The organism is Streptococcus mitis, from assembly GCF_003942685.1.
Taxonomy (GTDB): Bacteria; Bacillota; Bacilli; order Lactobacillales; family Streptococcaceae; genus Streptococcus; species Streptococcus mitis_CD.
This window is the reverse complement of sequence record NZ_RJNR01000003.1, coordinates 128,777-141,370: the sequence shown is the minus strand read 5'-3', so window position 1 is coordinate 141,370 and position 12,594 is coordinate 128,777. Positions and strand designations below refer to the sequence as shown.

The following is a 12,594-nucleotide window of genomic DNA, read 5'->3' as shown; positions in this document are numbered from 1 at the left end:
TATGGAAGAAATTCTCTGTATTGGTTGTGGAGCAACCATTCAGACGACAGACAAGGCTGATCTTGGTTTTACTCCCCAGTCGGCACTTGAAAAAGGTTTGGAGACTGGCGAAGTCTATTGCCAACGCTGTTTCCGTCTCCGCCACTACAATGAAATCACGGATGTCCAGTTGACGGACGACGATTTCCTCAAGCTCTTGCACGAGGTAGGAGACAGTGATGCTTTGGTGGTTAATGTCATTGATATATTTGATTTTAATGGCTCTGTTATCCCAGGCTTGCCACGTTTTGTATCGGGTAATGATGTTCTCTTGGTTGGAAATAAAAAAGATATCTTGCCCAAGTCTGTTAAACCGGGTAAGATTAGCCAATGGCTGATGGAGCGTGCCCACGAAGAAGGTCTTCGTCCAGTCGATGTCGTCCTAACTTCGGCACAAAACAAACATGCCATCAAGGAAGTCATTGACAAAATCGAGCACTACCGAAAGGGCCGCGATGTCTATGTGGTCGGTGTGACCAACGTTGGAAAATCAACTCTAATCAATGCTATTATCCAAGAAATCACGGGTGACCAGAACGTCATTACGACTTCACGCTTCCCAGGGACAACCTTGGACAAGATTGAGATTCCGCTTGACGACGGCTCTTATATCTACGATACACCGGGGATTATCCACCGCCACCAGATGGCTCACTACTTGACGGCCAAAAACCTCAAGTATGTCAGCCCTAAAAAGGAAATCAAGCCCAAAACCTATCAGCTTAACCCTGAGCAAACTCTATTTTTAGGTGGTCTCGGACGATTTGACTTTATATCAGGAGAAAAGCAAGGATTTACTGCCTTCTTTGACAATGAACTCAAACTCCATCGTACCAAGCTGGAAGGTGCTAGTGCCTTTTACGATAAGCACGTCGGAACCCTTCTAACACCACCAAATAGCAAGGAAAAAGAAGATTTTCCAAAACTAGTTCAGCATGTATTTAACATTAAGGACAAGACAGACCTAGTTATCTCAGGCCTAGGCTGGATTCGCGTAACAGGCACAGCAAAAGTCGCCGTCTGGGCACCAGAAGGCGTCGCCGTCGTCGCACGAAAAGCAATCATTTAAAATGAAATCACTGAGCGAACAAAGTGAGCTCATAAAAAGATAGTTATTGCCGTGGTGTCTTGCCAATCGATAGATTGGCAAGGGGCACAATTGAGACCTAGGCTCAATTGTGAGGTCAGGAAATCCATTTTTCAAAGATGAGATCTTTGAAAAATTAGTTCCGACCGTCCCTCGCCACCTAAAATAACTATCAAAAAACAAGGAAGAAATTATGTCATTAACATCAAAACAACGTGCCTTCCTCAACAGCCAGGCACATACTCTCAAACCTATCATCCAAATCGGGAAAAATGGACTCAACGACCAAATCAAAACCAGTGTCCGTCAGGCTCTTGACGCCCGCGAATTGATTAAAGTAACGCTCTTGCAAAATACAGATGAAAATATCCACGAAGTAGCTGAAATTTTAGAAGAAGAAATCGGTGTGGATACAGTCCAAAAAATCGGACGCATCTTGATTTTGTTTAAACAATCTAGCAAGAAAGAAAACCGCAAGATTTCTAAAAAAGTCAAAGAAATTTAAAAACTATACTCCAAATAACTGTTTTTACAGAGAAATAAAGGAGACTAGCCTATGGCAATCGAACTATTGACTCCCTTTACCAAGGTAGAGTTGGAGCCAGAAATCAAGGAGAAAAAACGTAAACAAGTAGGGATTTTAGGTGGGAATTTTAACCCTGTTCACAATGCCCATCTGATTGTTGCGGATCAAGTGCGCCAGCAGTTGGGACTAGATCAAGTTCTGCTCATGCCTGAATACCAACCTCCTCATGTAGATAAAAAGGAAACAATCCCTGAACACCATCGTCTCAAGATGCTTGAGTTGGCGATTGAGGGGATTGAAGGTCTGGATATTGAAACTATTGAGTTGGAGCGCAAGGGGATTTCCTACACCTACGATACCATGAAGCTTCTAACTGAGAAAAATCCAGATACAGATTATTACTTTATCATCGGTGCCGACATGGTAGACTATCTGCCCAAGTGGTACCGAATTGATGAGCTGGTCGACATGGTTCAGTTTGTAGGGGTTCAGCGCCCACGCTACAAGGCAGGGACTTCCTATCCCGTTATCTGGGTAGATGTGCCTCTCATGGATATCTCGTCCAGCATGGTGCGGGACTTCCTTGCCCAAGGACGAAAACCCAACTTTCTCCTACCTCAGCCGGTGCTAGACTACATCGAGAAGGAGGGACTCTACTGATGGCCTATCAAGACTATATCAACTGTTCCCGTGAGGTTTTGTTGGAAAAAATGGCAGAGCTTCTACCTGAAAAACGTTTAACCCATTGCTTGGGTGTGGAGCGTGCAGCCATAGAACTAGCCCAGCGATTTGGAGTCGATACCGAGAAAGCTGGTCTATCAGGCCTTCTTCATGACTATGCTAAAAAGCTGTCAGATCAGGAATTTCTAGACTTGATTGACCGTTATCAGCTAGACCCTGACCTCAAAAACTGGGGCAATAATGTTTGGCATGGTATGGTCGGCATCTACAAGATTCAGGAAGATTTGAACTTGCAAGATTCTGAAATCCTGCGAGCCATTGAAATCCATACAGTCGGTGATGGTCAGATGACAGATCTTGATAAGGTTATCTATGTCGCAGACTATATAGAGCACAATCGTGCCTTTCCTGGAGTGGACGTGGCGCGTGAGATTGCAAGTCTATCGCTCAATAAGGCGGTGGCCTACGAAACAGCTCGCACTGTGGAGCATCTAGCTCATCAGGGATTCCCCATCTATCCCCAAACCCTTGAAACCTATAACGCTTTTGTGCACTATTTGAAAGAGGACTAAATGAACGAAAAAGAATTACTAGAACTAGTCGTGAAAGCGGCTGATGAAAAACGTGCAGAGGATATCCTCGCACTTGATGTACAAGATTTGACTAGTGTGACAGACTACTTTGTTATCACTAGCTCTATGAATAGCCGTCAGTTGGATGCTATCGCTGATAATATCCGTGAAAAGGTAGCTCAAGCAGGCTTTAAAGGTAGCCACGTTGAAGGCGATGCAGCTGGAGGATGGGTCTTGCTAGACCTCGGTGCTGTCGTTGTGCATATCTTCTCAGAAGAAATGCGTGCCCACTATAACCTAGAAAAACTATGGCATGAGGCGAATTCAGTAGATATTTCAGAAGCTCTTGCTTAGAAGATGAACTCAGTTGTAGTCAACTGGGTTTCTTTGCTTATTTTAGAAAAATTGATAGAAAGGTAAAGGGCGTCGTGTCTGGTTGATGTTGAAACTGAACACGAGCTAAAAGCTAAGGGAAAAAGAGTAACTTAATTTGTATCTGATGATACGGCAAAAAGTTTCCTATGTTCTCTTTGCTTTTAAGGCTCTTTGTATCTTAGAAAGGATTTGAACCCGTCCTGTAATTCTCGGAAAATAGACAGCCTTCCTTGGAGCTCGGCTCCATCGTTAGGCTCCTAATTTTCTAACGAATTACGGGCGGACTTGGTATCATGTTTTATGGCAACTTATGAAACCTTTGCGGCTGTTTACGATGCAGTGATGGATGATAGTTTATACGATAAATGGACGGATTTTTCGCTGCGTCACTTGCCTAAGACCAAGGGGAGAAAGAAACTCTTGGAGCTGGCTTGTGGGACAGGAATTCAATCTGTGCGCTTCTCTCAGGCTGGTTTTGATGTGACTGGACTTGATTTGAGTGCGGATATGTTGAAGATTGCCGAGAAGAGAGCGGCTTCAGCCAAGCAAAAGATTAATTTTATTGAAGGCAATATGCTAAATTTGTCTAAAGCAGGTAAATATGACTTTGTTACGTGTTATTCGGACTCAATCTGCTACATGCAGGATGAAGTGGAAGTAGGGGATGTTTTTAAGGAAGTGTATAATGTCCTCAACGAAGACGGAGTTTTCATCTTTGATGTGCATTCGACTTACCAGACGGATGAGGTTTTTCCAGGCTATTCCTACCATGAAAATGCGGAAGATTTCGCTATGCTTTGGGATACTTATGAGGATGCAGCACCTCACTCCATCGTCCATGAGCTGACTTTCTTTATCAAGGAGGCTGACGGTTCCTTTAGTCGCCACGATGAAGTGCATGAGGAGCGGACTTATGAGGTTCTGACCTATGATATTTTGCTGGAACAGGCCGGTTTCAAGTCCTTCAAACTCTATGCGGACTTTGATGATAAAGAGCCGACAGAAACTAGCACCCGTTGGTTTTTTGTGGCACAGAAGTAGGAGATTAGCATGACCATCACGGGTATTATAGCGGAGTTTAATCCTTTTCATAATGGGCACAAATACCTGCTGGATCAGGCAGAGGGGTTGAAAATCGTAGCCATGTCTGGGAATTTCATGCAGCGTGGAGAGCCTGCAATTGTGGACAAGTGGAAACGGTCCCAGATGGCGCTGGAAAATGGAGCGGATCTGGTAGTAGAATTGCCCTTTTTAGTCAGTGTTCAGGCGGCAGATTTCTTTGGCCAAGGAGCTGTGGATATCTTGGCTCGGTTGGGCATTGATACTTTAGCATTTGGGACGGAGGAAATTCTGGATTACCAGAAAATCGCTGACTTATACACAGAGCAAGGTGATGAGATGGAGAGTTTTGTGGAAAATCTGCCTGATTCTCTCTCCTATCCTCAGAAAACTCAAGCCATGTGGAAGGAATTTGCAGATCTTGATTTTTCAGGCAATACGCCCAATCATGTTCTTGCTCTTGCTTATGCCAAGGCGGTTGCAGGACGAAATATCAAGCTACATCCGATTCAGCGTCAGGGGGCGGGTTATCATTCTGTGGACAAGGATGTGGACTTTGCCTCGGCGACAGCCATCCGTCAGCACCAGAAGGACCAAGATTTCCTAGAACGCTTTATGCCTTCTCTTGCCCTTTTTGAGCAGGTGAGTAAGGTGAGTTGGGACGATTATTTTGCTATGCTCCGCTATCAAATCTTGTCAAATCCAGACCTAACCACCATCTATCAGGTCAATCAAGAAATGGCTGTGCGCATCAAGGAAGCTATCAAGACGGCTCAGTCTGTTGACGAATTGGTTGAAGTGGTTGCCACCAAACGCTACACCAAAGCGCGTGTCAGACGCCTCTTGACCTATATCCTGGTGCAGGCCAGAGAAAGTGACTTGCCAGAAGCCATTCATGTCCTTGGATTTACTGAAAAAGGCAGGCAACATCTCAAGTCTTTGAAAGGGCAGGTAAATCTAGTCAGCCGAATTGGCAAAGAACCCTGGGATGCTATGACTCAAAAGGCTGACCAGATTTACCAACTAGGAAATCCAAGTATAGCAGAACAGAATTTTGGAAGAGTTCCGATTAGAATAGAATCAAACTAAGTCTACTGAAAGGTAGGCTTTTTTATTTTAGAAATTTTAGATAGCCAATTGAAGATAAAATCTTTGGAAAATGATAGACTTCCTAAGGTAAAAAATCAGTGAAAAATTTTAGTATAATAACTAGATTCTTGTCCCTTGAATCCGCTTTATGCTTGTCATTCTGTGGTATAATCATGATAATATAGATTAAAAGGGGGATATATGAAAAATATAATGATGAGGATTCTTAATTTTTTTATGAATTTCAAATTATTGAAATATTTATTGAAAAGACCATCATGGAGTAGTAATGTTAGAATTGTCGAATGGTACAAAATATTTATAGCCAGCATATGGGTACTGTATCTTGCGCTTGAGATTGAACAATTTAAACGTTTTGCTTTACCTATATATAAATTTGTATCTAATTATAATTTTTTAAAAGATATTATTTCAATTTTGTATGTGAATCGTGTAATAATATTGTTAGCACTGACTATACCAACAATACTATTCTGGTTTTTAGACATAATTTTTAAAAAAGTTAGTTATAAGAAACTAGATCCAGAGCTATTTCCAGAATATGACTTGGATGACCATCCTTATCAAACACGTCTGGTTGAGTTTTTAAATAGTTCAGACTCTATTCATAATGTCTTCTGGTTGGATGGTTCTTGGGGGAGTGGGAAAACATTTTTTATAAAGACATTTTTTGAAAATCAAATTTATAAAAAGAAAGAAATCTACTATATTTCCTGCTTTGGGATAAAAACAAGAGAGCAAGCCGAGAAAATATTGATCAATGAAATAGAAAAACAATCCACACTCGGAAATTTGGACTTTATTCCACTTGTTGGAGGGGTTTTTAAATGGTTCTTTAAAACAGTTGGGACGGATTTGATGAAGCGAGATTCTATCATTATTTTCGATGATTTTGAACGGGTTTCATATGCAGAAACATCAGATAACTCTTCAGATTACAATGATTTATTGGGCTATATTGACTATCTTTCTGAGAATAAAAGATTTAAAATTATTGTAATTTTGAATCTTAAGGAAATAGGGGCAGCACAAAAGCTCATTTATAGTAAATTTAAGCTAAATCTAAATAAAATGGTATCTGCGGAAGAAGTCGTAGATAATATTTTGAAAAAGAGTAAATTGAGAGATGATGTCTTTGGAAAAATGTTATCATTGATTTTTAAAATTTATTATGTAGATATAGGTGAAAGAGTTGTAGAAGAGAAAAATAAAGATTCAAAACTAAGTTTGAGAGAGTTCCAGAAGTTGTTAGAAGAACTTTCAAATATAACTGATAATAATGAGAAAGCAGACTACATTATCAAGTGGATGAATGGTTGGGAAGAAACTGATAGTATTCTAGTATTATTTTTTGAATGTTATATGTATTTTTATGGGATAGACAAGTATGACAAGTTATTTGAGTCTGACGGATATTTTCATTTTGAAATGTTAGCAAAGATTGTAGATTTTAATATTGAGGATCTTATAGCAATTTCATATGGTCTTTCGAACGTAGATGGAAAATTATATAATAAGAAAAAGGCCTATCTTTCTCAACTTTTATCGTGTTTATGGAAGATAGGGCTAAGAAATTTATTTTTATCAGAAAAAACTAAGAAGGTATTTTATAGTAAATATGATCATTCTAGTTATGAAATAGAGGAGCGTCTAGTTGAAATATACTATGATGTTTTAGACAAGAATATAAAAGATGATTATCGAATTAATAACATAGAGAAATTAGAAGATCCAGAATATCAGAACTTTATAAAGAAATACCTACTTTTGGAATCGAAGGGACAAATTACAATTAATCAAATTTCACTAGATAAATTAATACAATAGAGCTTAGAAGTAGATGGCTCTTTGTCTAAAATTCACACAAAACTCTTCAATTTAGGTTTGTGAAAATCACTTTTTTATGGTAGAATGTAAAAGAATGTATGTCATTCGGAATAACAATAAAATGAGGTAAAAACATGGAAATCATGTCGCTTGCGATTGCTGTTTTTGCCGTCATCATTGGTTTAGTCATTGGATATGTCAGTATCTCAGCTAAGATGAAATCATCTCAGGAAGCTGCGGAGTTGATGCTTTTAAATGCTGAACAAGAAGCAACTAATTTACGTGGACAAGCTGAGCGTGAAGCGGATTTACTTGTTAATGAAGCCAAACGTGAAAGCAAGTCTCTTAAAAAAGAAGCACTATTGGAGGCCAAAGAAGAAGCCAGAAAATACCGTGAAGAAGTGGACGCTGAATTCAAATCAGAACGTCAAGAACTCAAACAAATCGAAAGTCGTTTGACAGAGAGAGCTACTAGCCTCGACCGTAAGGACGACAATTTGACGAGTAAAGAACAAACACTTGAACAAAAAGAACAAAGTATTTCTGATAGAGCGAAAAACCTTGATGCGCGTGAAGAGCAATTAGAGGAAGTCGAAAGACAAAAAGAAGCAGAGTTAGAGCGTATTGGTGCTCTGTCTCAGGCAGAAGCACGAGATATTATCTTGGCTCAGACAGAGGAAAACTTGACCAAGGAGATTGCCAGCCGTATTCGCGAAGCTGAGCAAGAGGTCAAGGAACGTTCTGATAAAATGGCTAAGGATATTTTAGTTCAAGCCATGCAACGTATCGCTGGTGAATATGTAGCGGAGTCGACAAACTCAACAGTTCATCTCCCAGATGATACTATGAAGGGACGCATTATTGGTCGTGAAGGTCGTAACATTCGTACCTTTGAAAGTTTGACAGGGGTTGATGTGATTATCGACGATACGCCAGAAGTGGTGACTTTGTCAGGATTTGATCCAATTCGTCGTGAGATTGCCCGTATGACTATGGAAATGTTGCTCAAAGATGGTCGTATTCACCCAGCTCGTATCGAAGAGTTGGTTGAGAAAAACCGTCAAGAGATTGACAATAAGATCCGTGAATACGGTGAGGCTGCTGCCTATGAAATTGGTGCGCCAAACCTTCATCCGGACTTGATGAAGATTATGGGACGTTTGCAGTTCCGTACTTCATACGGACAAAATGTTTTGCGCCATTCGATTGAGGTTGCTAAGTTGGCTGGTATCATGGCGAGCGAACTTGGTGAAAATGCGGCTCTTGCCCGTCGTGCTGGATTTCTTCACGATATCGGAAAAGCCATTGACCGTGAGGTTGAAGGTAGTCACGTGGAAATCGGTATGGAATTGGCACGTAAGTACAAGGAACATCCAGTTGTGGTGAATACGATTGCTAGCCACCACGGGGATGTCGAAGCCGAAAGTGTCATTGCAGTGATCGTCGCTGCGGCAGATGCCTTGAGCGCAGCCCGTCCAGGTGCTCGTAGTGAGTCTCTTGAAAGCTACATCAAGCGTCTCCATGATTTGGAAGAAATTGCTAACGGCTTTGAAGGGGTACAAAATAGCTTTGCCCTTCAAGCAGGACGTGAAATCCGTATCATGGTCAATCCAGGACAAATCAAGGACGACAAAGTCACAATCTTGGCTCACAAAGTTCGTGAGAAAATTGAAAACAATCTCGATTACCCAGGAAATATCAAGGTAACTGTGATTCGCGAGCTTCGTGCAGTAGATTATGCTAAATAAATAAGAAAGAGCAGTTGAAAAATTACTGCTTTTTTGTTACACTAGATAGAAAGACTGTAGAAGGATAGTTTGCACAAAATGCTACTATCTGAAGGGAAATCTTATTTTATTTTTACAGACTGACTAAAAGGAGACACAATGGCAGACCGAGGCTTACTAATCGTTTTTTCTGGTCCTTCAGGGGTTGGAAAAGGAACGGTTAGAAGAGAGATTTTTGAGAGTTCTGAAAACCAATTTCAATACTCTGTATCGATGACGACACGCGCACAACGTCCTGGAGAAGTGGACGGTGTTGACTATTTCTTCCGTACTCGTGAAGAGTTTGAAGAGCTGATTCGTCAAGGTCAGATGTTGGAATATGCAGAATATGTCGGCAACTACTATGGAACTCCTCTGACCTATGTCAATGAAACCTTGGACAAGGGAATCGATGTTTTCCTTGAAATTGAGGTTCAAGGAGCTCTTCAGGTCAAGAAAAAGGTTCCAGATGCTGTCTTTATCTTCCTAACACCACCAGATTTGGATGAATTGCAAGATCGTTTGGTAGGACGTGGAACAGACAGTGCAGAAGTGATCGCCCAGCGAATCGAAAAAGCCAAGGAAGAAATTGCCCTCATGCGTGAGTATGATTATGCGATTGTCAACGATCAGGTGCCCCTAGCTGCTGAGCGTGTCAAACGTGTGATCGAAGCAGAGCACTTCCGTGTGGATCGTGTCATTGGTCACTATCAGGAGATGTTACCGAAATCTCCAACTAACCCGATAAAAATTAGAAAATAGGTACAAGCAAATGATGTTAAAACCCTCTATTGATACCCTGCTCGACAAGGTTCCATCAAAATATTCACTCGTAATCTTAGAAGCAAAACGTGCCCACGAATTGGAAGCAGGTGCGCCAGCAACTCAAGGTTTCAAGTCTGAAAAATCAACTCTTCGCGCTTTAGAAGAAATCGAATCAGGAAACGTTACAATTCACCCAGATCCAGAAGGAAAACGTGAAGCAGTGCGTCGCCGCATCGAAGAAGAAAAACGTCGCAAAGAAGAAGAAGAAAAGAAAATCAAAGAGCAAATCGCTAAAGAAAAAGAAGATGGTGAAAAAATTTAAGGTTGGGGGGACTCAATCTTATTTTTTCTATTGTAAGAATATACTGACAAGGAGGAGGTGAGAAGATGGCTATAGCCAAGATTATTGTAGATGTGCCCTTGATGCAGACGGACCAGCCCTATAGTTATAGGATTCCGGAGGAATTTGAGGGAATGCTAGAAGTTGGGATGCGAGTCCATGTACCCTTTGGTAAGGGAAATCGTCTGATTCAAGGGATTGTTCTTGGTTTGGAGTCTCAATCAGATGAGGAAGAGATGGAGCAGGATTTAAAAGATATTGCCGAGGTGTTGGATTTTTCTCCTGTTCTCACGCAAGAACAACTCTGGCTAGCTGAAGAGCTTCGCAAGTCCGTCTTTTCTTATAAAATCTCTATCCTCAAGGCTATGTTACCGGGATTTCTGAACTCCAGCTATGACAAAATTCTCTATCCTATGGCAGGTCTGAGTCAGGAAGACCGAGAGCGCCTGTTTGGTTCAAAGGATTCACTAGCCTTTTCTTCACTAGATATCGCGAAGCAAGCCGAAATGATGCGTTTAACCAGAAAAGGTCTGCTTGGCCTGGAATATCAGGCAATCGATCAAAAGAAGGTCAAGACCCAGTCCTGGTATGAGGTTCATCTGGCTCAATTAGAAGGTGTTGAAATATCTGCACGTGCCAAGAAAAAATTGGAACTGAGAGACTATTTGTTGTCTCATCCTGAGAGTGCTTCCTTGGCTAGTTTGTTAGAGTCCTACTCGCGGGAGCAAGTTAACTTCTTTGTTGATCAAGGTGCTGTTACTATAGTTCAAAAGGAAGTTCAACGCTCGGCTGCTTATTTTGAAGGCATTGAGGTAAGTAGACCTTTGGAGTTGAATCCAGAGCAAAGACAGGCGCGTGATGCGGTTGTGAGTGCGATTGGCAGTCATCAGCCTCCTTTCCTTCTTCAAGGGATTACAGGAAGTGGGAAGACAGAGGTTTACTTGCAGATTATCCAAGGGGCCTTGGATAAGGGCAAAACTGCTATTTTGCTTGTACCTGAGATTTCCCTGACTCCTCAGATGACGGAGCGTTTTATAGCACGTTTTGGGGACAAGGTGGCCATTCTTCATTCAGGCCTGTCCAATGGTGAAAAGTATGATGAATGGCGCAAGGTTGAGCGTGGAGATGCCCAAGTTGTTGTTGGCGCCAGATCTGCCATCTTTGCTCCGCTGAAAAATCTGGGTGTCATGATTATCGATGAGGAGCACGAAGCGACTTATAAGCAAGACAGTAATCCCCGCTACCATGCTAGAGAGGTGGCTGTTTTACGGGCCCAATACAATCAAGCGGCATTGGTTCTTGGTTCCGCGACACCGAGCTTAGAAAGCCGTGCGCGAGCTGGCAAAGGCGTTTATCAACATTTACGTCTGACCCAACGCGCCAATCCTTTAGCTAGGATCCCTGAGGTTCAAGTAATTGACTTTCGAGACTATATCGGACAAAATGAGACGTCAAACTTCACGCCACCTTTGCTAGAGGCTATTCAGGACCGTCTAGCTAAAAAAGAGCAGGTGGTTCTTATGCTCAATCGTCGTGGTTATTCTAGCTTTGTCATGTGTCGGGAGTGTGGGACCGTGGATACTTGTCCCAACTGTGACATTTCCTTGACCTTGCACATGGATACCAAGACCATGAACTGCCATTATTGTGGCTTTTCGAAGGATATTCCTCAGGTCTGTCCTAACTGTAAGAGTTGCAGTATCCGTTACTACGGGACGGGGACACAAAAGGCTTATGACGAGCTGGCAGAACTCTTTCCAGAGGCACGAATTCTACGGATGGATGTGGATACGACCCGTAAGAAAGGTAGTCATCAAGCCCTGCTTGACCAGTTTGGACGAGGGGAAGCGGATATCTTGCTAGGTACTCAGATGATTGCCAAGGGATTGGATTTTCCCAATGTAACCTTAGTCGGAGTGCTCAATGCCGATACAGCCTTGAATTTGCCTGACTTCCGTTCTTCTGAGAGAACCTTCCAACTTTTGACTCAGGTGGCAGGTCGGGCAGGACGTGCTGAAAAAGCTGGGCAGGTCTTGATTCAGTCTTACAATCCTCAGCACTACGCTATTCGATTTGCCAAGGATCAGGATTACGAAGGCTTTTACGCTTATGAAATGGGAATCAGACGACAACTAGGCTATCCACCTTACTATTTCACGATTGGCATTACCCTTTCTCACAAGAAAGAAGAAGAGGTGGTCAAACGTGCCTATGAAGTCATGAACATTTTGCGGTCAGGCTTGTCAGAGACCAGTAACATTCTTGGGCCAACGCCCAAACCCATTGCCCGTACCCACAACCTCTATCATTACCAGATTTTGATTAAATACCGTTTAGAAGATGAGCTGGGGCCGACTCTAAATCAGGTTCTGGCCTTGACTCAAGAACGGGAAAATAGTGAGCTCCGTCTCAGCATTGACCATGAGCCACAGCAATTTTTATAAGAA

12 protein-coding genes are annotated in these 12,594 nt (G+C 42.0%); all 12 read left to right on the top strand.

Features of this window, described 5'->3' with window-relative positions; genetic code table 11:
• The first annotated feature begins 1 nt into the window (after window position 1).
• The 12 genes from yqeH to D8855_RS04030 all read left to right on the top strand — a co-directional run bounded on the left by yqeH (window position 2) and on the right by D8855_RS04030 (window position 12,591).
• Window positions 2-1,108, top strand: a complete 1,107-nt coding sequence (yqeH, locus tag D8855_RS04085; RefSeq protein ID WP_125416175.1) for a ribosome biogenesis GTPase YqeH — start codon at window positions 2-4, stop codon at window positions 1,106-1,108.
• Window positions 1,109-1,319: 211 nt separating this feature from the next.
• On the top strand, window positions 1,320-1,631 hold the full coding sequence (gene yhbY, locus D8855_RS04080; RefSeq protein ID WP_000060169.1) for a ribosome assembly RNA-binding protein YhbY: 312 nt from the start codon (window positions 1,320-1,322) through the stop codon (window positions 1,629-1,631).
• A gap of 51 nt (window positions 1,632-1,682) precedes the next feature.
• Complete coding sequence (locus D8855_RS04075; RefSeq protein WP_084886755.1) at window positions 1,683-2,312, top strand: nicotinate-nucleotide adenylyltransferase; 630 nt, start codon at window positions 1,683-1,685, stop codon at window positions 2,310-2,312.
• A complete protein-coding gene (gene yqeK / locus D8855_RS04070) occupies window positions 2,312-2,905 on the top strand; it encodes a bis(5'-nucleosyl)-tetraphosphatase (symmetrical) YqeK (RefSeq protein WP_125416173.1) in 594 nt (197 codons plus the stop codon). Before D8855_RS04075 ends, yqeK begins: the two co-directional genes overlap by 1 nt.
• On the top strand, window positions 2,906-3,259 hold the full coding sequence (rsfS, locus tag D8855_RS04065; RefSeq protein WP_119920127.1) for a ribosome silencing factor: 354 nt from the start codon (window positions 2,906-2,908) through the stop codon (window positions 3,257-3,259).
• Between the two features lie 321 nt (window positions 3,260-3,580).
• Window positions 3,581-4,321 (top strand): class I SAM-dependent DNA methyltransferase, encoded by a 741-nt coding sequence (locus tag D8855_RS04060; protein ID WP_125416171.1) that lies wholly within the window; start codon window positions 3,581-3,583, stop codon window positions 4,319-4,321.
• 9 nt (window positions 4,322-4,330) lie between these two features.
• Window positions 4,331-5,428 carry a nucleotidyltransferase gene (locus D8855_RS04055; protein WP_061590241.1) on the top strand — a complete coding sequence of 366 codons (1,098 nt, stop codon included), beginning with the start codon at window positions 4,331-4,333 and terminating at the stop codon, window positions 5,426-5,428.
• Window positions 5,429-5,629: 201 nt separating this feature from the next.
• Window positions 5,630-7,276, top strand: coding sequence for a P-loop NTPase fold protein (locus tag D8855_RS04050; RefSeq protein WP_061590240.1), 1,647 nt, complete (start codon window positions 5,630-5,632; stop codon window positions 7,274-7,276).
• 134 nt (window positions 7,277-7,410) lie between these two features.
• Window positions 7,411-9,024: a ribonuclease Y gene (locus tag D8855_RS04045; protein ID WP_000404934.1), complete on the top strand. Its 1,614-nt coding sequence runs from the start codon at window positions 7,411-7,413 to the stop codon at window positions 9,022-9,024.
• Window positions 9,025-9,162: 138 nt separating this feature from the next.
• Window positions 9,163-9,804, top strand: a complete 642-nt coding sequence (gene gmk / locus D8855_RS04040; protein ID WP_125416169.1) for a guanylate kinase — start codon at window positions 9,163-9,165, stop codon at window positions 9,802-9,804.
• Window positions 9,805-9,814: 10 nt separating this feature from the next.
• The gene (rpoZ, locus tag D8855_RS04035) at window positions 9,815-10,129 is read left to right on the top strand and encodes a DNA-directed RNA polymerase subunit omega (protein ID WP_000979235.1); all 315 of its coding nucleotides are present in this window, start codon (window positions 9,815-9,817) and stop codon (window positions 10,127-10,129) included.
• 65 nt (window positions 10,130-10,194) lie between these two features.
• Window positions 10,195-12,591 (top strand): primosomal protein N', encoded by a 2,397-nt coding sequence (locus D8855_RS04030; protein WP_061590239.1) that lies wholly within the window; start codon window positions 10,195-10,197, stop codon window positions 12,589-12,591.
• Window positions 12,592-12,594 lie beyond the last annotated feature (3 nt).